19 protein-coding genes are annotated in these 24,222 nt (G+C 68.6%); 6 read left to right on the top strand and 13 right to left on the bottom strand.

The genetic code is table 11. From position 1 onward, the window contains the following. The first annotated feature begins 488 nt into the window (after positions 1-488). Positions 489-1,904 (top strand): TRAFs-binding domain-containing protein, encoded by a 1,416-nt coding sequence (locus AAC134_RS09710; protein ID WP_339948887.1) that lies wholly within the window; start codon positions 489-491, stop codon positions 1,902-1,904. A 33-nt stretch (positions 1,905-1,937) separates the two neighbouring features. On the opposite strand, the gene AAC134_RS09705 is transcribed toward AAC134_RS09710, so the two are convergent. Both AAC134_RS09705 and AAC134_RS09700 read right to left on the bottom strand, forming a co-directional pair. Then, the gene (locus AAC134_RS09705) at positions 1,938-2,855 is read right to left on the bottom strand and encodes a patatin-like phospholipase family protein (RefSeq protein ID WP_339948886.1); all 918 of its coding nucleotides are present in this window, start codon (positions 2,853-2,855) and stop codon (positions 1,938-1,940) included. Then, positions 2,855-3,076, bottom strand: a complete 222-nt coding sequence (locus tag AAC134_RS09700; RefSeq protein ID WP_339948885.1) for a patatin-like phospholipase family protein — start codon at positions 3,074-3,076, stop codon at positions 2,855-2,857. Before AAC134_RS09700 ends, AAC134_RS09705 begins: the two co-directional genes overlap by 1 nt. A gap of 133 nt (positions 3,077-3,209) precedes the next feature. Between AAC134_RS09700 and AAC134_RS09695 the strand changes: the two genes are divergently transcribed. Then, complete coding sequence (locus AAC134_RS09695; RefSeq protein WP_339948884.1) at positions 3,210-5,117, top strand: hypothetical protein; 1,908 nt, start codon at positions 3,210-3,212, stop codon at positions 5,115-5,117. Between the two features lie 9 nt (positions 5,118-5,126). On the opposite strand, the gene AAC134_RS09690 is transcribed toward AAC134_RS09695, so the two are convergent. Both AAC134_RS09690 and AAC134_RS09685 read right to left on the bottom strand, forming a co-directional pair. Beyond that, positions 5,127-6,749, bottom strand: coding sequence for a hypothetical protein (locus AAC134_RS09690; protein WP_339948883.1), 1,623 nt, complete (start codon positions 6,747-6,749; stop codon positions 5,127-5,129). A gap of 32 nt (positions 6,750-6,781) precedes the next feature. Continuing rightward, complete coding sequence (locus AAC134_RS09685; protein ID WP_339948882.1) at positions 6,782-7,531, bottom strand: FHA domain-containing protein; 750 nt, start codon at positions 7,529-7,531, stop codon at positions 6,782-6,784. 178 nt (positions 7,532-7,709) lie between these two features. Between AAC134_RS09685 and AAC134_RS09680 the strand changes: the two genes are divergently transcribed. After that, the gene (locus tag AAC134_RS09680; RefSeq protein ID WP_339948881.1) at positions 7,710-8,216 is read left to right on the top strand and encodes a hypothetical protein; all 507 of its coding nucleotides are present in this window, start codon (positions 7,710-7,712) and stop codon (positions 8,214-8,216) included. 27 nt (positions 8,217-8,243) lie between these two features. On the opposite strand, the gene AAC134_RS09675 is transcribed toward AAC134_RS09680, so the two are convergent. The 9 genes from AAC134_RS09675 to AAC134_RS09635 all read right to left on the bottom strand — a co-directional run bounded on the left by AAC134_RS09675 (position 8,244) and on the right by AAC134_RS09635 (position 19,786). Continuing rightward, the gene (locus AAC134_RS09675) at positions 8,244-9,341 is read right to left on the bottom strand and encodes a trypsin-like peptidase domain-containing protein (protein WP_339948880.1); all 1,098 of its coding nucleotides are present in this window, start codon (positions 9,339-9,341) and stop codon (positions 8,244-8,246) included. Positions 9,342-9,466: 125 nt separating this feature from the next. Continuing rightward, the gene (locus AAC134_RS09670; protein WP_339948879.1) at positions 9,467-10,684 is read right to left on the bottom strand and encodes a serine/threonine-protein kinase; all 1,218 of its coding nucleotides are present in this window, start codon (positions 10,682-10,684) and stop codon (positions 9,467-9,469) included. Between the two features lie 70 nt (positions 10,685-10,754). Next, complete coding sequence (locus tag AAC134_RS09665; RefSeq protein ID WP_339948878.1) at positions 10,755-12,104, bottom strand: protein phosphatase 2C domain-containing protein; 1,350 nt, start codon at positions 12,102-12,104, stop codon at positions 10,755-10,757. Beyond that, complete coding sequence (locus tag AAC134_RS09660) at positions 12,101-12,706, bottom strand: FHA domain-containing protein (RefSeq protein WP_339948877.1); 606 nt, start codon at positions 12,704-12,706, stop codon at positions 12,101-12,103. The genes AAC134_RS09665 and AAC134_RS09660 overlap by 4 nt, the downstream gene beginning before the upstream one ends. A 39-nt stretch (positions 12,707-12,745) precedes the next feature. Then, positions 12,746-14,461, bottom strand: a complete 1,716-nt coding sequence (locus AAC134_RS09655; protein WP_339948876.1) for an FHA domain-containing protein — start codon at positions 14,459-14,461, stop codon at positions 12,746-12,748. Between the two features lie 126 nt (positions 14,462-14,587). Continuing rightward, positions 14,588-18,625, bottom strand: a complete 4,038-nt coding sequence (locus tag AAC134_RS09650) for a hypothetical protein (protein ID WP_339948875.1) — start codon at positions 18,623-18,625, stop codon at positions 14,588-14,590. Positions 18,626-18,778: 153 nt separating this feature from the next. Beyond that, positions 18,779-18,913, bottom strand: a complete 135-nt coding sequence (locus AAC134_RS09645) for a hypothetical protein (RefSeq protein ID WP_339948874.1) — start codon at positions 18,911-18,913, stop codon at positions 18,779-18,781. A 93-nt stretch (positions 18,914-19,006) separates the two neighbouring features. Next, entirely contained in the window at positions 19,007-19,186 is a 180-nt protein-coding gene (locus AAC134_RS09640) for a hypothetical protein (RefSeq protein WP_339948873.1), read from the bottom strand. Between the two features lie 18 nt (positions 19,187-19,204). Beyond that, positions 19,205-19,786, bottom strand: coding sequence for a hypothetical protein (locus AAC134_RS09635; RefSeq protein ID WP_339948872.1), 582 nt, complete (start codon positions 19,784-19,786; stop codon positions 19,205-19,207). A gap of 173 nt (positions 19,787-19,959) precedes the next feature. Here AAC134_RS09635 and AAC134_RS09630 point away from each other — a divergent pair, with 173 nt between their 5' ends. The 3 genes from AAC134_RS09630 to AAC134_RS09620 are packed head-to-tail and all read left to right on the top strand — an operon-like array spanning position 19,960 to position 24,220. Beyond that, complete coding sequence (locus AAC134_RS09630) at positions 19,960-21,423, top strand: serine/threonine-protein kinase (protein WP_339948871.1); 1,464 nt, start codon at positions 19,960-19,962, stop codon at positions 21,421-21,423. Further along, positions 21,420-23,465: a vWA domain-containing protein gene (locus AAC134_RS09625; protein WP_339948870.1), complete on the top strand. Its 2,046-nt coding sequence runs from the start codon at positions 21,420-21,422 to the stop codon at positions 23,463-23,465. Before AAC134_RS09630 ends, AAC134_RS09625 begins: the two co-directional genes overlap by 4 nt. After that, on the top strand, positions 23,462-24,220 hold the full coding sequence (locus AAC134_RS09620) for an ATP-binding cassette domain-containing protein (RefSeq protein WP_339948869.1): 759 nt from the start codon (positions 23,462-23,464) through the stop codon (positions 24,218-24,220). Before AAC134_RS09625 ends, AAC134_RS09620 begins: the two co-directional genes overlap by 4 nt. Positions 24,221-24,222: the final 2 nt, after the last annotated feature.

The following is a 24,222-nucleotide window of genomic DNA, read 5'->3' as shown; positions in this document are numbered from 1 at the left end:
TGACGAAGCCCGGGATTCCCAGAACCGGGCGGTCCAGACTTCGGGGTCAGCGCAGATGCCCGGGATTCCCAGAACCGGGCGGTCCAGACTTCGGGGTCAGCGCAACCAAGCATGGTCACGCTGCAAACCAGTCCGGGAAAGGGGGACCAGCTCACTCTGCCGAGCTTCGCGACTTGATCGGGACCGCTGGAGTCGACCAGAGATGCCCACGCGAGGGCTCTTTTACATGAGAATATCAAACGGCCTCTGCGCGCCATGCTCGGAAGAGAGATCTCCTGGACGGCGCGGGCGCGCGTCAGCGAGCCGCCCTCGTCCGTGGCTCACGCGAATGCGGCGAAGTCGTATGCGATGGCTCGCCCGCGACGGCATCGGAGGCGGGCGTGGCTCCCTCTTCAGCGGGGGGCGAGGAACCTGCTCGAATTCCGCCGACCAATTCGTCTATTATCTCGCCACGACCGGCAGCGATTTCCCGGGGGGACCGATTTCCTATGGACGACCCACTCTGCTTCATCCTGATGCCTTTTGGTGAGAAGCCCGATCCGATCCGCAACTTTCGCGTCGACTTCGACGCGGTCTACGAGATCGCGCTGAAACCCGGGATCGAGCGGGCGGGGATGGTCCCGCTGCGTGGAGACCTCGAAGCCGCGGGCGGAATCATCCACAAGCAATTCTTCGAACGGCTGATCTTCTGCGACTTCGCCGTGGCCGACCTGACCACATCTAACCCCAACGTCTACTATGAACTGGGCGTCCGCCATGCCGTCCGGCCGCATACGACTGTCGCCGTGACCGCGCACCCCGATCACATGCCGTTCGACGTCTCGCCCTTGCGCGCCATCGCCTACATGCTGGATGACGAAGGGCGGCTCGATTCGGGCCGGGTCGACGCCTTCATCGCGTCACTCGCGGCGGCCCTCACCGCGGCGCGCAGCCAGGCCGACGACGCCCACGGGCGCTCGGACAGCCCGCTGTTCCAGTTGGTCAATGGCTACCGCGCTCCCGACATTGCCCATCTGCGCGCCGACCTGTTCCCGGAGCGGGCGCGCAGCGAACAGGCGGTCAGCGCCCGCATTGCGGCAATCCGGTCGGGAGCCGACTTCCGCAATGTCGCTTCGGTCGCGGCGGCGGTTGAAGCGCTCGACGCGGTCCGCCGGGAATTGGGCGCGGCGGCGGGCGGCGAGGCGACGCCGGCGCTGGAGCTTATGCTGGCCTATCGCGCCCTGAAGGCCTGGGACCGCATTGTGGCGGTCTTCGACGACCTTCCCGAGCCGCTTCGCCGGCAGGCGCTTCCGCGCGAGCAGACGGCCATGGCGCTGAACCGCCTGGCCGAGCGTGCGAAGGATCGCGCGAAGGCGCACGCGCTTGCCGCTCGGGCCCTCGAACTCCTGAACGCTTTGGAGGCCGAGCGCGGAGCGAACGCGGAAACATGCGGTCTGATCGGCCGCGTGCACAAGAACCTCTGGCGCGCGGCGACGGCGGAGGGCTTTCCGATCGTCGCGGAGGGCCAGCTGGACCTCGCCATCCAGGCCTACAGGCGCGGGTTCGAGGCGGACTCTCGCGATTATTATCCCGGGATCAATCTCGCGACGCTGCTTTCGGTGCGCGCAGCGCCCGAGGACATGGCCGAGCTGGGGCGCCTGGTTCCCGTGGTGCGATGGGCAACCGAGAAAAACCGCCGCGAGGACTACTGGAAGCACGCGACGCTGCTCGAGCTCGCCGTGCTTGCCCGCGATCCGGCAGAGGCTCGCCGTCGCCTCGTCGGGGCGGCGACCCGGGTGACGGAAGGATTCCAGCCCGGCACGACCGCCGACAACCTTGAGATCATCGTCGACACGGCCGCCGACCCCGAGGCGGTCGCCTTCGCCCGCGACCTCGTCTCCGAACTCCGCCGTCTGTCGCCCTGAACGCTCTCGGCCCGCCTGCGACCGAGAGGCGGCTCAGCCGATACGCTCGGGGGACTGCGCGTCGACGGAGGCCGCAGGCAGGTCCGGCAGGGGAGAGACGATCATCTGGCGCTCGGCGGCCACGCAGCCGATCCGGTAAGCGAGGGGGATGATCGCAGGGTCATCCATCCTGCGCAGCGACCGCTCCTCCGCCGAGGCGATCCGCATGTTCAACTTGCGCGCCAGCCAGTCCTGCTCCAGCTCCACATCGAAGCGCTGGAAACGGAACAGCGGCGTGGGCCGAGGGCCGGCCGGCACGCCGGGGCGCGCGTCGATCGGCCAGGGCGCGTCGCATTCTCCCAGCCACTGGCACATCGCCAGCGCGTGGGTCTGTCCGTCCGTGATCAGACCCCGCAGAGCGCGCAGCGCCAGCGACGCTGGAAGCATCCGGCGCGGCGCGTCCGGCCCGATCCGGTCGCGGCTTCGTCCGGTCCCGACCGACACCAGGGAAAGCCTCTCCGCGCCCAGTGGCCAGCCGAAGCCATGGCCGGTCGACGTCGCGACCATCGCCAGCAGCATCGCTGGGGTGTTGTAGGGCGACACGCCGCCGTCCACGAACAGTCCCGGCCGCCGCCGCGTCAGCACCTCGATCAGCTGGGGCGCGAAGAAATAGGGCGCCGCGGTCGAGGCCCGGATCAGCGCCTTGAGCTTGTAGCGGCGGTTGCCGATATAGGCGCCGTCGGGCGGATCTTCCCAGAACGGCGCCGCGGGGCTGTTGGTGATCACCCATGGAGACGCCGTATCCAGCCACTTGGTCACCACCCCAAGACGGGTCAGCAGGTCGGGCGTGTCGAGCGTGCGCTCGCGCACCACCTTCTCGATCTCCTCCATCAGGGGGCGTGCGTCGAACCGGCTCTGCAGCCCCGCTTTACGCCAGCGCGAGCTGCGGAAGACCCTGGGCGCGAGACGCATTAGAACTCCCGCACCTCCGAGGCGGAGCGCCCCATGGCCAGCGCGCCCGCGAGGATCGCCCCGGTCGAGACGCCGCCTAAGAGATCGAAGGCCTCGGACAGCCGCTCCCGGCCCTGTGCGGCCAGCAGCGTCTCCATCCTTTCCAGGAAAGCGACGGATCCCATGCCGCGCACGCCCCCGCCGTCAAGCGCCAGGATGGCCTCGGGCCCCTCGTCCTGCATCCCGCGTTCCCCGTCTGAAATCCGGTCTTGTCTGTCCCCGCAGGCTAGCACGTTCCCGGTCTCCTCGACGGCTTGGCGCTTGAGCGTCGCCCGCGGATCCGGGCAAGGTGAACGGGCAGCCAAGGGGGCCCGCATGATTGATCCCAGACCCATAGATCCGCGTCCCGCGCCAACATTGCGCGCGGGTGTGACCGGCCACCGGCCGCCGAGGGTGACGCCCGATGTGGAGGCCCGTCTCGCCCCCCGCGTCGAGGCGCTGCTCGACGCCCTTTCACGGCTGGCGGGAGACGTCCGGGAGCGCGATCCGAGGGCCTGGCGCGAGACGCCGCCGCGGCTCCGGCTGGTGGGCTCTCTCGCGGCGGGCGCGGACATGCTCGTGGCCGAGCGGGCGACAGCGCGTGGCTGGGCCCTGGACGCGCTGCTGCCGTTCGAGCGTGACGCGTTCGCCCGCATGCAGGACTTCGACGCCCTCGCCGACGCACGGTTCCGCGCCCTATGCGCCGCGCCCGGTCGGGGCGCGCTGCTCGAGCTTGACGGCGACGCGGCCGACGAGGACGCCAGGACCGAGGCCTATGTCGCCGTGGGGCGGCGCATCGTCGCCAACGCCGACGTGCTGATCGCGGTGTGGGACGGAAAGGAGGGCCCGGCTGGCGGCACCTCGGACGTGGTCGGCATGGCGTTGGCCGCCGGTCGGCCGGTCGTCCGGCTGTCGCTCGAGGGCGAAGCGCGGCTGCTGCTGACCCCCGCCGATCGCGCCGCGCCGGACGACGGTCCCGCCGCGATCGTCGAAACCGCAGACGGACCGGCTCCCTCGGCCGACCTCGAGGCGGCGCTGCTGGCGCATCTCGCCCCCCCGACCGGAGAGAGGGCGCATCGCGACCTGCTCCTCCACCTGGAGGAGCCCACCGCGACCCGCACCGGATGGTTCCCCTTCGACCTGCTGCGGCGGCTCGCAGCCGGCCGTCGCATGTCGATCCCGGTGAACATCGCGCCCGACGACGTGACGCGCGCGCAATGGGCCGCCTTCCTCGGGCGGGCCGAGACCCTAGGGGGAGCGGTCTTCGCGGAGACCTTGCGCACGCGACTCGAGCCCTGCTGGCGGCACGCCGACTCCGTCGCCATGCGCAACGGCCACGCCTATCGCTCTGCCTATGTGGTCAACTTCGTGTTCGCCGCGCTCGCCGTGCTCGCGGGCCTGTTCAGCGTCGTCGCGTGGACGTCGGACGAAAAGTTGTATTTCAAGATCGCCTGCGTTTCAGTCGAACTGTTGCTGATCGTCGTGATCCTGATCATCACCCGGCGTGGCGGCGCGAACGGGCTCGACTGGCACCGGCGCTGGCTGCAGGCGCGTTCGGTCGCCGAGATCCTTCGTCCGGCCCGACTGACCCTCCTTCTGGGCCGAACCGATGCGCCGGAGCGCGCGGGTGAGGGTCTGGGTGAGACGGCGTGGGTCGAGTGGTACGTGCGGGCCACCCTGCGCGAGATCGCCCCGCCCACGTGCCGGCTGGATGAGGACGCCCTGCGCCTGGCTATCGACGCCGCGCTGTTGGACGAGCTTGCGGGGCAGGTGACCTACCAGCGCTCCGCCCGGGAGATCGCCGGCAAGCTCGATCACAGCCTGCATCTGTGGGGCGAACGCCTGTTCGTCGGCGCCGTGGTCGTGGGCGTCGCGTTCCTCGGCTTCGCCGGGCTCTATCACCTCGCCGACAAGGTCGAGGCGCTTGCCCCCCTCAAGGAGACGCTGGTCGCCTGCAAGACCCCGGCGAAGGCGGCCGCCACCGTTCTGGGCGCCGGGCTTCCCGCGATGGGCGCGGCGCTGTTCGGGATCCGCGCCATCGGCGACTTCCGGGTCGCCGAGACGCAGGCCGCCCGGACGCTTGAGGAACTGGAGGCCATCGGCGCGCAGCTTTGCAGTCTGCGTGAGATGCCGAGCCGGGCGGAGGCCGTTGTCCTCTTTCTGCGCATCTCCCAGGCGGAGGCGGCCGACCTGCGGGACTGGACCCGCGTCTACAGCCTCCGGCCGCTGGCGTTGCCCGGATGAGGGCCGCGATCAACCCGGCGCCCGTGCGTATCCTGCGGAGGCCTGCTGCGGCTGCGCGCTCTCCCGCGCCTGGGGAAGAGCCGTTCGGAAGAAGATGCGAAGCAGCAGGATCGCGGTGATCCAGGAGAACTCGCTGCTTTCATAGGCGACCAGCCGACCCCGCGCATCGGTGTGAAAACCGATCAGCTGCCCCGGCCGCCGTTGGCGCGCGTAAGCATCCAGCGGCGCCAGCGTCGACGTCCCGGAGGTCTGCGCGATCTGGCACAAGCGGCTGACGACAGGCTCGTACTCGTGCACGCTGCCGTAGCGGGGGTGGATGATGAAGAGCGTCTTGTCGAGATAGCCCCGCGCGATGAGGCTCTGGGCCTCCGTCCAGATACCGTCCGAATTCTCGAGCACGATGACGATCGCGCGGGCGCTGTGCATCAGGTCCTCCACCGCGCCCAGCCAGCTGCCGTCGCCGCGATACTCGCGCGCCGCTCCGAAGGGCATGCGGCCAGCGTCGTCGGGATCGCCGAGCGCGACCACCGGGCCCAGTGCGGTGCCTTCCTCCAGCAGCAGTGTGTCGATCGTTTCGGCCGGCCGTCCGAGGCGCAGCAGCCGGGTCAGGAACGAGCGGCTGCTGGGTTGAAGCCTGATCTGGTCGTCGTCGAAGCTGCGCAGGAAGAAGATCGGCCGCCGACGGTCTACGGCGGCGATCTCCTGCAGGCGCGATGCCATCAGCTTCTGCGTTTGTCGGCGCACAAAGGCGCCCAGTAGAAGGCAGGCCGCCAGCGCGGGCGCCGCGATCAGCACCAGCTTTACCAGCCAATCCTTGGCGATGTTGTCGTAGGCGGGCGCCAGTTTCTGGCGAATCGCATCCGAGATCTGGGGCTTGCTGTAGGTGCTGCCAAACTTGTCTTCCACGCCCTGCGTGAGGACATTGTGCAGCTGGCCGTATTCGCGGACCCGGCGGTCCATCTCGTTCATCAGCAGGACCGGTCCCGCCGTGATGGCGAGCGGCAACGTGGCGTAGAGAACCCCGCTCAGCGCCATCATCAGCAGCGTGCGCTTGACGTAACGATTGGTGTGGCGGAGCCGCGCCGGCACGTCGAAGACCCCCATCAGGCCGGCAAGGCTGAGAAGGCTCGCCTGTCGGGCCGCGAGCACGATGCGCTCGGTCCGCGAACTGATTCCCATCACATAGAGAAGCTGCCCGCAGATCGCGAGCATCAGCGCCGCGTAGGCCACGTAGCAGATCACAATCAGGACCGTGGTGTATGTCGAGATCGCATGGAACTCGATTGCCCGCACGGCGGCCGTCGCGGTCGCCGACATCAGCGAGAGCATGATGAGCCCGGCCATGATGCCGGCGGCGACCTTGTTGAGGTTCATGATGCCGACGATCAGCAGCCCGTAGCAGAACACGCCCCCCACCATCAGCGCCAGCAGGACCAGCGCGGTTAGAAAGGACATCGAGGCCGCGGCCGCGCCCAGCATCGGCCCGACCGCCAGCAGCAACGCCGCCCCGACCACGGCCAAGGCCAACGCGAGATAGCTTGAGATCGCAATGGTCTTGAGAAAGACGAACAGTCCCGCCAAGCCGGCGAAGCGATGTTCGAGAACGGAGAAATTCCGGATCTTCATCAGCAATCGGCGTCCTAAAAAAATGTGGAAACCAGCGCCTAGATTGGCTCGATTCTCAAAGTCACTTCCCCCGCCAATTCGACCAGGCACGGGCGATCGCACGGAAAGGACTGGCCGGGCCTCATGCGACGACCGTTGACGACCGTGCCGCCCTTGTCGCTCAGGTTGCGCAGGATGGCGCTGTCGCCCTGACGGCGGATGAGCAGGTGCTTGCGCGAGACCTTCTCGTTGCGCAGCTTCACGTCCGCCCACGTCCCGTCCCGGCCCACCTGGATGACGCCAAGTTGCCTGAATCGCAGGAATTCGCTGGCCTTGAACGTCGCCCTGCTTCCGCGGGTCCGTATCTCGATGACGAGATCCGAGGCGCGGCGCGGCGATGAGGGCGCGGGGGGCGATTGCGTCTCCAGCAGCACACTGCGGTAGACTATGCCCAGCTTCAGGTCCTGGTGCAGGGTCGAGCCGGAAAACAGGCCGCCGTTGACCACGCCGATCGTGCGCCGCGCCAGGCGCTGGGCGCGCATGCTTGCGCTCAGGGGCGCGCGGTCGACGCGACACGCGGCTAGCCCCATCGCCAGCCTGCCGAAAGTCCAACCGCCCAGAAAGATCTCGCAGACCAGGAAATAGCCCGCGATCCAGACAAAGGCGGTCAAGGCAAGCTGAACGCCGGTCAGGCTGTCGAGCCAACCGCTCTTGAGCGCCCAGATCGACACGAGCGCCAACAAGAGAATGTCGTTCAGCGTCGCTGCCGCAATAAGCCTCGACAGGGCGCGGACATGCGCTTGCGACATGGTCTTATATCCCCCGGCGACGCGCGGACGCCCTCTCTAAAATCGAGCCTGTGCGGCGAATAGGGCCAGGCCATCCTTCAGCCCAAGCTCGCAAACTCATCCCGATTCGCAATATCCTGTTGGAGCATAGCATGTCGGAGATACAGTCGATTCGCATTTAAGGGGGGTGGTTTCTAGAATGGCGGAAAAAAGCTCGCGCCTTTCGATCGGCGACTGGCTGTCCGGCTTCGGGTCGCTGGTTGCGGTGGTTACCATATTTCAGGAGCTAGGCTGGCTTGAGGCGACCCCGTTCGACATTTCGTTGGTCATGGGGCTCAATCCAGTCGTGCGCTTCTTCATCCTCGTCGTGGTGAGCGTGTGCATCGGCGCCGCGGCGGCGGTCGCGCTCGATGTCGTGGCGAGATGGGCCCGTGGCGCGCAGGCCGCCGCCCCAGTCCTCATCGCGCTGGCCTGGGGCATGGGCGTCGTCGCGGTCGCCTCCTGGCTGTTTGGCGCGGACCAGCCGCAACAGGCGGGTTTCACCGTGGTCGTCGGCTTTGGCGCGGCCAGCGCCCTGCTGGGCGCCCATCTGCGCTTCGCTCAGGGAGGCGTCGCGAAACCCGAGGACCGGGCGTTGCTGTTGCTGTTGACCGCCCCTGCGGTGTTCGTCTTCTACTTGGCCGCCCTGCTCATGCCCGCCGCCTGACAGGAGTGGTCGAAGTCGCCGGCCCGCTTAGCGTCGTCGTGGCCTCAAGCGAAGGTCGACCCGGCCCAGTCGCAGGCGCGCGGCCTCGCGCAACCCGACAGAGCGGCGCGGCGGAATCCGCCGCCCGTCGATCCATGTCCCGTTCGTCGAGCCCAGGTCCGTCAGGCGGAGACGCCCCTCCTGGAGGTGCAAGACCGCGTGCCGGCGACTGACCCCCGGTTGGTCGATGACGACAGCGCAGTTCGGGTCCCTCCCGATGACGACCCCGTCGCCACGGGCAAGGCGGGCCCGGGCGACGAACGCGTCGACACCCGACCCAACCAGCGACAGCCCACCGACCGAGGCCGGCAAGACGCCTGGCAGCGCCGACGGCCGGCGATAGGCGATAACGGCCAGGCCCGCCGCCGTTGCGGCGCCCAACCCCGCCACGGCCCAGAGCATCAGGCCGGAGACGCCAGCCCCCGAAGCCGCGTGACTCTCGCCGGTCGGGACGCAGGCCGCTCTGGTTGCGCGAACGTCAACACTCGCGAGCTGCAGCACCCGAAGGAGCGTCTCCGAGGTCAATGCGAGCGAGATCGCCCGCTCTCCTCCCCCGCCCAGCAGCGCCGTGTTCACGCCCACGACGCGGCCGCAGGCGTCGAACAAGGCTCCGCCGCTGTTGCCGGGCGCCAGCTCTGCCGTGTGCTGGATGACAGTCAGGTCGCGCCCGTCGGCTCCCCAGGCCATCGTCGTCTCCCGGCTGACCACGCCGCCGGTCAGCGAGCTCTCGGCGAAAGCCGCTTCGTCCGGGTCCAGTCGCCCGCCGTCCGCTATTGCGGGAAAGCCGAGGGCGAAGACATCCTCGCCCTTCCCCGGAACCGTCGCGGCGATCACCCCGCCTTGCCCCAAGCCCAGGTCGGGGATCCGGAGGACCGCCAGGTCCACGTCGCGATCCTCGGCCACGACCTCTGCGCTGGCGCGCAGCGGCCCGTCCGGCCCGTTGACGAAGACCCCAATCACCTCGGCGTCCATGACGTTGTGCTGGTTCGTGGCGAGCAGGCCGGGAGCGACCAGGAAGCCGGTGCCCAGGGCGATCCGTCCGTCGCGAAGACGTGCGGCGATGCGCACGGTGATACGGTCGGCCACAGCGACGGGGTCCGTTTCCTCGTTCGCAGCAGCCTCTGACGTGGGGCCCGCCACGACCATGGCAAGGAGCGTGAGCGTGATCCCGCCGACCCTCGCCAATGGGCGACGCGACACGCGCGGCCGGTTCATTGCTGCGAACTGGAAATGGCGACGGCGGCGGCCCCGACCGCGGCGAGGATCGCCATCATGATCAGGATATTCACCCAGATGCGATTACCCGCGATCGACCGACCCGAATTCGCCGTCGCGAAACCGTCGCCTTCCCGGCTGGAAAAGAACGAGGCGCCGATGTCAGCCTCCGGCCCCTCCCGAACCGTTTCGGAGCGGCGTGGCCCCGCCTCGCCGGCCGCGGCCTGGGCCGGCGCATCTCGTCTTACCCTTGCCACAGCGATCGCGAGCACCGGGGCGGCGCCCCATCCGACATGGACGCTGTGATGGGGTTTTGCCCGTCCCTCCAGCGCCTCGACCCACTCCTCGGCACGCGCCGGACGGCGTTCGGGATCAAGCGAAAGCGCCCAGTCGACGGCGCGGCAGAAGGCTGGCGAGTAGTGGCCCCGCGCCTGCGTTCCGCAGGGCGCAAAGGGGTCGGGCGATCCGTTTGACACCATCTCGTAGCGGCGCCAGGAATCCGCGGGAACCTTTCCGGTGGCGAACTGATAGGCCAGCGCGCCTGTAGCGTAGAGATCCGTCCACGGTCCTTCCTTGAGGCCGAGGCTCCGCGCCTGGCCCAGCTGTTCGATCGGTGCGAAGCCGGGCGTGTAGATCGAGGTCAGGAAATCGCGATCGCCGGTCAGCCGCGCCGCGCCGAAGTCGATCAGGACCGGGCCGCCCTTGCGGGTGATCATGATGTTCTGGGGTTTGATGTCCCGGTGCAGCAGGCGCCTGTCGTGGATGAGGGTCAGGCCGCGACAGATGCGGCGGAGGGTGCGGAACAGCTCCGCTTCCCCGACCGAGCCCGGTTGATCAAGGTAGTTCGCCAGCGGCACGCCCTCGACCAGCTCCATCAGCATGTAGATCGTGTCGTGCTTCTCGAACAGTCCGAAGACGCCGACGATGTTGGGATGGCGCGGCAGGTCGCGCAGCACCTCCGCTTCGTTCACAAACGAGCGGAAACCGTCATGGAACGATCGTTCCCGTCCAGGGATCGGCATCACATCGTTTGACCCTGGGCGGCGTTGAGCGGCTCTTTCGGGGAAGTACTCCTTCAGCACGCGCGCGGCGCCCGTCCGCTCTTCCCGCACGACATAGGTCTTGCCGAACCCGCCGTTGCCAAGAACGCGCTCGATGACGTGCCCCGCGATCCGGACGCCGGGGGGCAGGACTCCTTGCTTGGACGCGGCCATCTAAGGCGTCTCCCTCAGCTTCGCTGGTCTTCGATCTTCCCGGGGACGCGACCCGCCGCTCCGGGGACGTTCAATTCCCCGCACCCGTATCGCCGATGGCCGAAGGATCCTTCTGCTCCCGCTCGCCCCCTCCGTCCACCGCGGGATCGGCGACGCCATCGGCCTGCGACGCGCCGCCTGCCTCGGGGTCGGGGGCCGCTCCGCCGGCGCCATCATCGACTCGGTTGCTCGCTGTGGTATCCGACACCCCGTCCGAAGCTGGGCGCTGTGTCCCGGTCCTGTCTATCGCCTCGTCGACCAGCCCGGTCCCTTCCTCGTCCTCCCCAAGCGCGTCCATCGTGCTGTCGGAGCCTTCGAGCCTTGGTTCCTCGACACCGCCTCTCGGCGCCTCGGGCTGCACCGGCTCCCGATCGGAGGGCCGCTCCGCGGGACCCCTCGTCCCTTCGGCCGGGGCGGGCGGCTGAAACTCACCGGAACTCGCGGCGGGCGGGGCGGCGCTCTCGGAGGACGGTTCCTCTCCCGAGAACAGGATCCACCCTGCGCCGAGGCCCGCAGCGAACCCTGCCGCCAGGCCGCCCGCCGCCAGGGGCATCCGACCGAGGCGGAGACTCGCGGTCCGCGTCGCCGCGCGCGGTATGGCGACCGCCGCAGGCGTGCCGGGATGATCGATGATCACGACGGTCGTGTTGTCCTGGTGCGGCGCGCGTCTGGCGGTCACCTCGTCCAGAAGCGCATCCACGGCGACCGACGGCGGCTGCCTGCTTACTCGCGCCAGGACCGCCTCGATCTCGTCGGGCTCCAGCGTTTCGACTCCGTCACTGGCAAGCAGGATCCGATCGCCTGGCGCCAGAGCGATCTGGCGCAGGTCGATCTTCGAGATCGGCCGGCCGGTCACGGCCGACGTCAGCGCATGTCGCTGCGGATCCTCGCGCGCCTCTGCGGCCGACATTTCGCCCCGCCGAACCCGCTCTTCGAGGTCCGTCTTCAACGAGTGGTCAGCGTTCAGCCGCTCCAGCCGCCCACCGGCGAAGCGCCACATCGGGCTGTCTCCGACGCTGATCCAGCCCAGGCGGCCTGCCTTGATTCGCGCGGCAACCAGGGTGCAGCCCATTCCCGTCAGCATAGGGTCACGGGCAGCTTCCTCGCCGATCGCCTCGTTGGCGGCGCTCAGAGCCCTCCGCAGCCGCTCTTTCGACCCAAGATCCGAGCGCGAGCGGTAGATGCGCACGAACGTGTCCACGGCGAGCCGGCTGGCCGCCTCGCCGCCCGCGTGCCCTCCCATACCATCGGCAAGGACGCACAGCGCCCGAGGATCGCCCTCCGCGCTGGTTTCGGCGAAGAGGAAATAGTGATCCTCCTGCCGCTCGCGACGTCCGATCCAGTCCCCGCCATGCGCCAGTTCTGCGGGGGGCGGCTTCATTTTCCGTCCGCCGCGATGTCGTTCCAGTCGAAGCCGGCGCCGCAGAACGCAGCGAACCGGCAGCGTGTGTTGCGCCCGAATTCCAGGGTGTCGCCATCGCTCAGTGGCGTCAGGTTCACCACCACCTCGCCGTTCAGCCAGGTCAGGTTCTTGCCGCTGGCATGCTGGACGTAGAACTTCCGCGCGCGGTCGTCGTAGACGATCACGGCGTGATTTTCGCTCGAGATCTGGTCGTCGCCGAACGGGAGCGCGGCGCGCTCGGATCCTGCGCGGCCGACGGAATTCGCCCCGGCGCCCAGCGGGATCGCCCGGCCGCGTCCGGGACCGCCCACGATCACCAGCCACCCGACGATTGGGTCGACATCGTCCTCGAACAACGCGACGTCCGCCCCTTCCGGGCCTTCGGGCCTGGCGATGATCGTTGAGCCCAGGGGCGCGGCCGGCGGCTCCTGGAAGCCTGGCCTCTCATCGGCCTGGTATTCCTTGGTTGACCGCCAACGCTCGGCGTCGACGCTGTCGCTGCCGCCGATCGGTGGCCGCGCGCCCTGATCGGGCTCCTTCTTGTATCGCCAGAACGTCTTGTTCTTGTCCTTGTTCGACATGTTCGCCGCTCCGTGTCTGATCGCCAAGCGCGTCGGCCGTCACCTCGCCTCGAACCGCATCTCCACCTCGCCGAGACGCAGGGTGTCGTTGTGCTTCAACGCGCCTGTCTGCACCTTCTGGCCGTTGACGAAGACGTGGTTGAGAGAGTTGAGGTCGCTGATCGAAACGCCGCCGTGGCGCGGATCCGCGTAGATCTCGGCGTGATTGCGCGAAACGCTGTCATGCTGGATCACAAGGTCGTTGCCCTCTGCGCGCCCGATGCTGATGCGATCCGCGCGGAGTTCGAACACGCTCCCGCCTTCGACGGGGATCAGGCGGCCTCGCGATGGAGCGCTCATCACAGTCGCTCCGGGCGAGGCGGGCGACGCCGCGCTCGACCCGGCGCCGCTGTCGGGGAGCTCTTCGCCGTCCAGTTCGTCTTCGCGGGAGGGACGTTTGCGCAGCGCAAAGATCAGAAGCCCGACGGCGATGAGGACGGCGGCGCCCAAGCCGGCGAAGATCCACAGATCAGGCACGCCGAGGCCGAGCAGATCGTCGCTAGCGTCGGCATCGGGCGCCGGTTGACGTTCCGTGTCCGCCTTCACGTCGCTCGCCGGCGCGTCGGAGGTCGCGGCGCGCTCGGCGGCGCACTCGGCCAGCTCACGTGGGGGCGGGCACGTCGGGTCGAGACCTGCGCCAAAGGTCATTTCTACGTTCGAGCCGAAGCTCGCCTCTGCGTCTGCCTCCATCACCAGCTCGACGCCGGCGGTCTGGTAGCCGCTCTTCACGACGACCACGCCGCTGCGGTTGCGGCGCTGGTCGATCGCGGCGATCAGCGCATCCGCGCCCTGGGACGAGGCATCGCTTAGCGACACCTCCTCGAAGGCGCCTCCGGTCTCGCGTGCGAGCAGCCGCAGCGCTTCGCGGCCCCGGCTCCGCTCGGTCGAGCCATCCCCGGCCCAGAACAGGCCTAGCGCGTCCACCCTCACGCCGGCTTCCCGCGCGACCGCGGCCGCCTGGTCCGGCGTGACCAGAGAATCCTCGGCCAGGCCGTCGCTCAGCACCACGATCCTCTTTAGCGCCGCCCTTTCGGGCAGCAGCCGCTTTGTCGCGTCAATGACGCCGGAGAAAATGAACGTGCTGGATCCCTCCAGCGGCGTCGTCGAGATCCATTCCTGGACCTCCGACAGGCCGACGGCCGGCGATCGGTCGAGGCCGTTGGCGAAGCCGACGATCATCACCGCGCGCCCGGGTCGCCCGCCGACTGCGCCGGCGATCTTCTCCGCGGCCGCGCGGGTGCGGGTCAGTCGCGCGCCCTGGCCACGGCCATCGTTGCGGCTGACATCGTAGAGGATCAGCGTCAGTTCGTCGTATCCGAGGTCCCGCGCCTTGGGATCGTCCAGCCGGACGTACTCGCGCTCGATATTCTTGCCGTCCTGGTCGCGCACGGTGACGAAGGTCGCGCGCGTGCCCGTGGGCAGAGCGATCAGACATCGTCCGGCGCCGAGCGTTTCGGGGCGGCAATCGAGCGGCCCGTCGCTGCGGACCGTCGGCTCGGCTGCCAGCGCGGCCTGCGGGAGAACAAGAAGCGCCAGGAAAAATGTCGCTATCAGCGCAACTTGTCGGGCCAGAGGCCGCGCTGATGCAAGACCGAATCTCTGCACGAAAATCGCCTCGAAAATTGAAACACCTTTTGTGAACGCAAGGATAGCGTCGGTCGACTGCAGCCTGTCAATCCATCGCCGCACTTCGGGCGCAATTAAAAAAATTACCATGTCTCGATAGCGTGTTGGCGACCCTGGCGGCGCCCGCTGACGGGTCACTGACGGCCTTGGTGCAGCAGCGCCATCTCCGAGCAGCCTGCGGGTGCAGCTATGGAGCAGTAAGGGATCGGCGCGCCTTTATCGGTCGTAGAGGCGGGTCTCGAAAGCCTTGAGAATGGCGGCGCCGTCCATCATCCCGAAGCGCGCGAACCCCACCGCCGCAGCGTGGCCCTCCTTCAGAATCGCCATCGCATCGTTCTTGCGACCCAGCTCAGCAAGGAGCTCGGCCTTGAACCAGGCGATGGCCGCAGATTGGCGGAGACCCAGCGCCGAGGATCGCAGGATCGATGCGTAGTCACGCTCGGCCTGCTCGAAGGTCTGCATGGCCTCGGCGGACTGTCCCAGGCGCATCTGCGCCAACCCGAGTACGATCGCCGCATCGACCGCCTTCGGTCCGAGGCTCTGAGGCTGAAGGCTGGCGATCTCATGCAGCGCCGCCAACGTGGCGGCTCCAAGACTTGCCGCCGCCACCGGATCGCCAAGTCCCAGCTGGCATCGAGCGATATCAGCAGCGACTATTTCAGGCCAGCCTGATCCGACCTGGCTGTATCGGGTCTCCCAGTCTCGGAAAGCCTCGGACAAGGTCTCAAGCCTCAAGGCGAGCTCCTCATCCGCGCCTGCGGCGGCCTCCAGCGAGAAGGCTCTCACCCAAGGCGCGTCCCCGACGAGTCCGTCTGTCAGGCGCCTGTACTCCAATCCCCGCAGCCAAAGTCTGCTCGAAGCCGTTTGCAGGGCGGCATGGGCCATCGCCGCGAGTTCGACCGCTTCTCGCCGGAGGCTGGCCGACTGAGCGGGGCCCTCCAGGGAAAAGACGCTGCCTGCGAGCTTGTCGATGGCTCCGACGAGGTCGAGGGCGGCTTGCGGGGTCGGCTGCGCCTCGGCCAGGGCGCGGCAGATCGAGGTCGCCTCCTCGAACAGGGGGCGCGCCGCGGCGGGGCCGTCGAGGGCCTGCACCACGTCGCCGAGCCTCCCGAGCGCGATGGCCAGATCACGCCGGGCGCCGGGGGTCGGCTGCGCCTCGGCCAGGGCGCGGCAGATCGCGGTCGCCTCCTCGCGCAGGGGTCGCGCCGCGGCGGGGCCGTCGAGGGCCTGCACCACGTCGCCGAGCCTCGCGAGCGCGATGGCCAGCTCGCCCCGGGCGCCGGGGGTCGGCTGCGCCTCGGCCAGGGCGCGGCAGATCGCGGTTGCCTCCTCGCACAGAGGGCGCGCCGCGGCGGGGCCGCCGAGGGCCTGCACAACGTCGCCGAGCCTCGCGAGCGCGATGGCCAGATCGCGCCGGGCGCCGGGGATCGGCTGCGCTTCGGCCAGGGTGCGGTGGATCACGGTCTCTTCCTCGCGCAGGGGGCGCGCTGCGGCGGGACCGTCGAGGGCCTGCGCCACGTCGCCGAGCCTCCCGAGTGCGACGGCCAGATCACGCCGGACGGCGAGTGTAGGCCGCGCCTCGACCAGAGCGCGGTGGATCGCGGTTTCCTCCTCTCGCAGAGGGCGTGCCGCGGCGGGGCCGTCGAGAGCTTCCACCACATCGCCGAGCCTCCCGAGCGCGACGGCCAGCTCGTGCCGGGCGCTGGGGCTCGGCTGCGCCTCGGTCAGCGCGCGGTGGATCTCGGTTTCCTGCTCGCGCAGGGGGCGCGCCGCGTCTGGGCCGTCGAGGGCCTCCACTACGTCGCCGAGCCTCCCGAGTGCGACGGACAGCTCACGACGGGCGCCTTGGGTCGGCTGCGCTTCGGCCAGAGCGCTGAAGATCGCGGTCTCCTCCTCGCGCAGGGCTCGCGCCGCGACGGGGCTGTCGAGGGCCTCAACGACGGCGGCAAGTGCACGAAGTGCATAGGCCAGGTCGCGCGGGGCTTCGGGATCGTGTTGCGTCTCGGCCATTGAGCGGAGGATCCAGACCGCCTCTTCGCGCAGGGGCCGCCCCGCGGCCGGGCCGTCAACGACCTCGATCGCGTTACTGAGGCGCCCGATGGCAGCGGCAAGCTCTCGCCAAGCCGACGGCGATGATTCAGACTCAGCGAGCAGGCGAAAGGTTGCGGCCTGCTCTCTTCGCAAGGGAAGAGACGCAGCGGGCCCATCTAACCGACTGACCAAGTCGGCAAGGGTCGATAACGTGTTGACGAGATCGCGCTGAGACTCCGGGGTGGGTTGTGCCTCTGCCAGCACTCGTCTGATTGCAGCCTCTTCCTCACGCAAAAGGCGAACTGAGGCGGGGCCGTCGAGAGCGTCCACCATGTCGCCCAGCGACCCCAGTACGTCTGCAAGCTCTCGCTGGGCGCCAAGTGTGGGCTGCGCTTCGACGAAAGTACGTAGAGCTTCCACCGCTTCCTTGCGGAAGCGAAGTGCCGTATCGAGGTCGTCAAGGGCCTGCATAACGTCGCTTATGTCATTAAGCACCTGAGCAAGATTGCGCTGCGCTTCTTGTGTCCGACGCACTTGGGCGGCCGCACGGAGCGGCTTGGCTATCTCTTCAAATATCTTACGCTGAAAATGCAGGTCATGCGTATGCCCATCTGCGAACTCCGAGGCCAGCATCATCATCAATTTGCGGGCCAATGACCGAGAGGTCATCCTATTCTCATTTGAATTTGCACGGCGAATAAGCTCGGAAGCGATTGCAACCAGTAATAAGCTGCTTTCTGGCCCATCGGTTGGGAGGAGCATTGCACCTTCAAATGCAAGTATAAGCTCGATTTCATCTGCCTCGGAGACGGAGGTCGCAGCCTCCTTCAGCCCCTGCGCCAGAGCCCTTTCCGTTTCGGCCTCATCATGATGGTTCTCGAGATCCTCTCGGGCCGCGTCGCGATACGGACCGAGGCGGAACTCGCCCTCATCCCCAATCGTGACGAAGCTATGGGGGTCGTCGCCTTCTTTCAGCCCCGTCTCGACGTCGACCACCTTCAGCCCCTCCGCCACGCGACGGACAAGGCGCGGCGAGAAGGCGACGCCCTGGAGGCTGGCGATGGCGAGCGCCCGCCGGACATGGATCGGCGCCTCCTCGAGCCGGTCCGCAACGAATCCAGCGAAGTCCCGCGTGAGCGTCTCGGCGAGCCCTCGAGCGGCCAGCTCTCGTCCGGGGTCACGATCCACGAAGAGCTTCGGGCGACGCTCGAGAAACATCAGCATCTCGTCAAGAAGCCGGGGATTGCCGTCGGCCTTTCGGGTCAGCGCGGCGCGCTGATCGTCGGTCAAGCCAGGGAAAGAGACTTCAATCGTTGCCTCGAGCCCCTCGGCGCGGCCAAGTTCATGCACTACGTCCTCAGATGTCGCGAATGCGCCCGGCGCCTTGCCCACCGTGGCGCTGCTCCGCCACTCGGCGCGCCAGCTCGTCAAAATGAGGAGAAGCGGCCAACCCTCCTCCCGTGCCCACTGGAGCAGGGCGGGAAGGAAGCTGGCCATGCCGGGATCAGCCGACAACCACTGGACATCGTCGACGAGTATCACCAGCGGGACAGAGGAGAAGCCCTCAGGAGGCGCCATCGCGATCCGATGCAGATCTGCGAGGATCGTCTCGGTCAGCAAGTCTCTGCGCCGGCGCTCGGTCGCTGCCGGAGATGCATCCGCGTCTTCCAACTGCTCGATGTCCCGCAGGATCCCGCGCTGGGTACGGACTTCTTCGATAGCCTGCTTGCCCATTCCGAGCAGACCGAAGGTGCCTGCATTCGCAAATTCACCGATGAGGGTCTCTGCGATGCTCCACGCCATATCGACGCCAACGCCTTTGCCGCTGAGCAGGCTGCGTCGGCGCAGCGCGTCGAGTTCGACCTCTCGCGCGTAGGCCTCAAGGTGCGCCTTCAGGACATCCACGCCATGTCGTAAGGCGTCTTCGAGCCCTTGGTTACGGCTGCCGGGATCCGAGATCCTCAGGCCCCACCACAGGAACGGCATCCGCTTGCCGTCGTCGCCGCACTCGTCGAGCGCGGGATTGACCTGAAGGTTGTTCTCGCGCCGCAGCAGCTTGTCCGGCCAGTAGCCCTCGCCGCCGATGCCATCATGGACGGTGGAGAGCCAGCCGTAGAACTCCTGCGCCAGCCGGGTCTTGCCGAAGCCGCTCTCGGCGACCAGCGCCACGACACGGGTGCTACCGCCGCGAACCTCCTCGAAGGCTGTCCGCAGGATCTCCATGTCGGCTTCCCGACCAATGAACGTTCCGCGCCAATCCATGCCGCCCGCCCCAAGCGATCCTCAATGGGACGACCTTAGGCGCGGCCTTCATCAACGTGAAGCCTGAACGGCAGAACCTCGTTTCGATCCGCAGATCCGGGCGCCGGCCCTGTCTCAGGCCACCACGGCGGCGAACAGGTCCTCGGCCGAGCGTCGCTGCTGTATGAGGAACCAGTTCAGGTAACCGCCCAGATACTTCGACGCCGGGCCCCTGAAGGGCTTGATGAACTCCTTGTATCGCGAGTGCAACGCGTTGACGTTCTGGATGTGGTGAGCTGGCGAGGCGACCCGCCGCCCCGGCGCGTTCTCCACCTCGAAGTGCTCGAGCCCCTGCGTCCTGGCCTAGTGGGAGTAGGCCGAGGCCTTGTCGGAGCAGATGATGGCGTCCGGCGCCACAACCGGCCGAAGCGCAGCCGCGATCGTCGTCGTTCGCCGATCCGGAATCCTTTCGAGCAGCCGGGCGCCGCTGCGATCGACGAGCGTGAGCAGGGGCAGCTGCCAGCGCGACAGGCCGCGCTGCATCCTCAGCCGGCCGCCCTTTTAGCGATGCCACTGGAGCCGGGGCGGCCGCGGATGTCGGTCGGGATCGGCGCTGTGGCGAACCCACTCCCGGGATCCCTTCCGGCTCTCGCGCCGGTAGGCCTCATCGACTTCGACGATCCCATCGAAGCGCTCGCTGGAGGCGCCCGATATCGCCGAGAGGATCAGCATCCCCCAGCGCCAGATGGTGTCCTTCCTCCGCCCAAGCTTCTTGCCCAGCTTGCGGCAGGACGGCGCGCGCACGGATAGCATGTCCTCGACGACCTCGAGCAGCTGATCGAGGTGGCGGAGCCCGCAGACCCGCGTGCCCGTCAGGCCGGACCAGGTGCGCCCGCATCCCGCGCACCGGAACCGCTGCGCCCCGGTTCGCGTGGTTCCCCACTTCTTCCGGCTGTCGTGCCCACAGTGCGGACAGTTGCGGGTGGAGTCACCCCGTGCTTCGATCACGCCCAATGCAAGGCGGCTGGATCTGATCGCGACCGCGCGCTCCAGGAGCTCCTCGATCTGGCACGGGCTCATCCGTCGAACCGCGGCAAGGCAACGGTCGAAGGCGTGGGGCGGCACGGACTGGCTCTTGTGCATTGGGTTCTCCATTCGAGGGAACCCCAATCTTGGCCAGGCGCCTTGAAGCCGAAATCCGCCAACACGCTATCGAGACATGTCCAAAAAAATTAGGACGTCGAGGGAGAAGTCGCCTAGGCTCCAAGCAGCGCTAGCAGGCGCGAATGTGATTTGTAAAATGTCTTGGAGCGGTCATGGGCGAATCGACCCGGCCCGGCGATTTGAACTCGCCGCAACGCGCATTGCGAGACCTCGGCCCCGGCGAGCTGATTGCGAACACCTATCGGATAGAGCGCAGGATCGCGAGCGGCGGCATGGGCGCCGTGTTCCTCTGCCGGCATGAGGTGCTGGGCGACCAGGTTGCGGTGAAGGTCATACTGGACGGCGCATTCGAGGCGGAGCGCGCCGCCGCCCTCTTCCAGCGAGAGGCGGCTGCGCTTCGCAAGGTGCGCGACGACGCCGTCGTCGGCTACGAGTCGACCGGCCGCGACGCGCACGGCAACCTCTACCTGGTCATGGAGTACGTCGACGGCCTCCCGCTGTCGGCCTTTCTGCGCGATGGCCGGAGGTTGGATCCCGAAGGCGTGGTCGCGCTGGGCAGCCGTCTCGTCGCGGGATTGGCCGCGGCCCATGCCGCGGGCGTCGTCCATCGTGATCTTTGTCCGGACAATGTGCTGGTCCCCGACGAAGACATTTCCCGCGCGAAGATCATCGATTTCGGAATCTCCAAGCGGCTCGCCCCCGGCGCCGGAACCATCATCGGCGGAGAGTTCGCGGGAAAGTACGCCTACGCCTCGCCCGAGCAGATGCGCCTGTTTCCGACGCCCGTCGACGCCCGCTCCGACGCCTACAGTCTCGGGCTCGTCCTGGCCGAGATGGCCGACCTGCAGCTCGACGTCGCTGCGCGGGATCCGGTGGAGGTGATGCAGGTCCGCCGCCACGACGCTGCTTTGCCGGGCGACCTTCATCCCGACCTCCGGCGACGGCTAGCGGCGCTCTTGATCGCTGATCCGGCCCGCCGTCACCTTGACATCGCGCGCGCCTGGGACGGCGAGACCGCGGGAGCGGCGGCGCCGCAGCCTGAGGCGGTTGCCTCTGCGGGCGGGAAGGATGCCGGTCGCCAGAACGACCCGACCGGATCGGACAACGACGGCTTCTTGCCCAGCAGCGCCCCGTCGCGGTCGACGCGCGCTCCGGTTCCGCCGCCGCCCGACGGGCGCCGCGGCGGGCTGATCGTGGCCGCGGCGGCGTTGCTTGCGGTTGCCCTAGGGGTGGGCGGATGGCTGGCTTATGCGCGGCTCGTGCCGGACCAGGCTGGGGTCGCGCCGGCGACGTCTCCGTCCGAGCCGACGTCCGAGAGCGTGGCGAAGGCCCAAGACATGCTCAACAAGGACGACCCCCTCGCAGAAGCCCGCAGCACGGCCGGGAGCTCCGATCCCGTCGACCGGGAGGCGGCGCTCGCCACGCTCATGAAGCTTGCCGGCGGCGGGGACGGCGAGGCCGCGCTGGAGATCGCGCGCGCCTACGATCCCGATACGCCCCGGCAGGATGCGCTTGTCCCCGAGGCCAACCTCGCCTTCGCCCGGCTCTGGTACCGCAAGGCTGCGGACCTGGGCGTGACCGAGGCCTCGAGCCGACTTGCGGAGTTGCCGGAATGACCCGCGGTTCCCGCCACGTCCCCCAACTCATCGGTCCCGTCCCCCAACCGGCGGGGCTGGAGCCGCTTCGTGCGCTGCGGGTCCTGCTGGGGCTGCTGGCCGCCTTCGGGTGCTTGCTCGCGGCGCCAGCGCCGGCGCGGGCGGAAACGCCGCTCGTCATGGAGGGAAAGGAGACGCTGCCCCAGCGGGTCCTGACCCGGACCGAGGCGGCTCGGCGCTCCGCGCCCGGCGAGACTCCCGGGGCGACAGTGCCGCCCATGGTGCAGCTCTTCGTTTTCGAACGCGCCGAGGCGGACGGCGAGGAATGGCTCCGGGTGGCCGCCGCCGAGGCCGGCGACGACGCCTTCTGGCTGCCGGCGTCCGAGACGATCGAGTGGAGGCAGAACATCGTCCTGATCTTCGAGCAACAGGGCGGCCTCGAGCGCCTGCTGGTCTTCGAGCATCCCGATGACCTCTACGAGGTGATCGAGTCCGAGCGTCCCGACGAACTGTCGAGCACGCGCCGCGAGGACGCCGTCCGGCGCGAGCGCGGCGACCTGCCTCCGGGCGGCCCGGTCATCGCGCTGGGCCCGCGCGACGGCGTCGACCTGTCCTCCCAGTTCTATTTTCTGCCGATTCTCGACTGGGAGCCGGCGATCTTCGAGGAGAGCGGCGCACGCCTGAACGCCCTTCGCGTCGCCGTGGTGCGCGACACGGGCGAGGACCCGGCGCCGGACGCCCCCCCGCGGCGCCAGAGCAACCGCAAGCTGCTGAAGGACTTCAAGGTCGGCATCGTTTTCCTGGTCGACACCACGACCTCGATGGGGCCCTTCATCGAGGCGACCCGCGATGCGGTCGCCGAGATGTACGACCGCCTGCGCGCCTCGCGTCTGGGCGACCAGATCCGGTTCGGGCTGGTGGGTTATCGCGACTCCCTCGATGCGGCGCCGCAGGCTGGCTACCTGACCGAGGTTTTCGTCCCGGTCAGCGAAGGCGGGGATCGCGATCGCTTCATGTCGGGAATGAGCCGGATGCACGCCTCCTCGGCGCCGACCCGACATTTCCGCGAGGACGCCTACTCCGGTGTCATGGCCGCGGTCGACGACCTTGCCGCCAGCGGGCTGGACGCCGGCTGGGTCGTGCTGGTGACCGACGCCGCCCCGCGTGAGGCGGGCGACCAGTTCAGCGGCACCGGCCTCTCGGGCCGAGGCCTGGGCAACTATGCGCGCGAACGGGGAATCGCGATCGCGACCATGCACCTGCTGACTCCGGGCGGCGCCCGCTCGGGAGACCACGCCGACGCCGAAAGCTCCTACCGCGGGCTGACCGAGGTTCCCAACGTCGGGGACCTCTACTTTCCGGTCGCCGGCGGCGACCCGGGCCGCTTCCAGCAGGCCGCGATCCAGGTGTCCAGCGAGATCGCCGACGACCTCGCCCGCAATGCCTACGGCGAGCGCGTCACGCCCGACGATGGTCCCGGCGAGCGAGAGGCCGACGCCCACTTGATCGATCGAGTCGGCCGCGTCGCGGCCGCGATGCGGCTGGCCTATCTCGGGCGAGTGAAAGGCGAGTCGGCGCCTGACGTGTTCTCGGGCTGGATCGCGGACCGCGACTTCGACAAGGTCGGCCTGCGCCCGGTCTCGATGCGCCTGCTGTTGACGCGCAACCAGCTCAGCGACCTCGAACAGTCGCTTCAGTCAATCTTCGACAAGGGGCTCGAGGGGGCGGCCGCGCCAGACCAGTTCTTCCGCCAGGTCGTGGCGGCGGCCGCGGACATGAGCCGTCGGCCCGACATCGTCGGACGCAGAGCCGAGAACCTGGCCGAAGCCGGTCTGATCGCCGAGTACCTGGAGGGGCTTCCCTACAAGTCCGCCGTGATGAACATCACCGAACGCGACTGGATCCGAATGAACCCCTCCCAGCAGTTGACCTTTCTGACCGGCGTGCAGGAGCGGGCGGAGCGCTATCGTCGCTTCAACGCCTCGCCCGAGCTCTGGGTTGAATTCGAGCGTGGGGAGACCACGGAGTCCTACTACCCGATGCTGCTGGACGATCTGCCGTGACCGACCGCCCGGCGTCCGCGACGGGCGTGGGCCCGGCCGTTTCGGCCGAGGCCGTCGAAATGACGTTCGCGCAAGCTGGCGGCCATCTTACCCTGCGGCTCGAAGGGCTCGAACTGTCGGCGGGGGGCATCGCGCTCCTCGTCGGGGAGAGCGGCTCGGGCAAGAGCACCATTCTCGCCATGCTGGGAGCCGCCTTGCGCCCGACGCGCGCCGCGCGCCTTGAGCTGTGTGGGAGGACAGCCCGCCTGTCTACGCTCGAGGCCTGGCGCCAGCGGGACGAAGGCGCGCTGCAAAGGTTCCGCGCCCGCGAACTGGGCTTTGTTCTGCAGACCGGCGGCCTGCTGCCCTGGCTGAGCCTGCGCCGGAATATCGCCGAGACCGCGATGCTTTCGTCGCTCTCCGGCGGCGCCCCTCCGCCGGGGCGAGGCGAAGAGATCGCCGTCCGGCTCGGCGTCGGCCACGTGCTGGATCGCCGGCCGCGGGACGTCTCCGTGGGGCAGCGCCAGCGCGCCGCAGTGGCAAGGGCGATGGCGCACGGTCCCAGCCTGCTGCTGGCCGACGAGCCGACGGCCGCGCTCGACGGCGCCAACGCCGACGCGGTGGACCGGCTGATGATCGAGATGGCGCGCGACTACGGCATGGCGGCGGTGATCGCCACCCACCGTCCCGACCGGCCGCACTGGCGCGACCTGCCGCGGCTGACCCAGCGGCTGAGCAGCGGCCCCGAGGGCGTCGTCTCGGTCTTCGCGGCCTGACC

Origin of the sequence: uncultured Albimonas sp. (assembly GCF_963977235.1) — a bacterium.
Taxonomy (GTDB): Bacteria; Pseudomonadota; Alphaproteobacteria; order Rhodobacterales; family Rhodobacteraceae; genus Albimonas.
The sequence above is the reverse complement of the archived record's forward strand: the minus strand, read 5'-3'. Positions and strand labels throughout refer to the sequence as shown.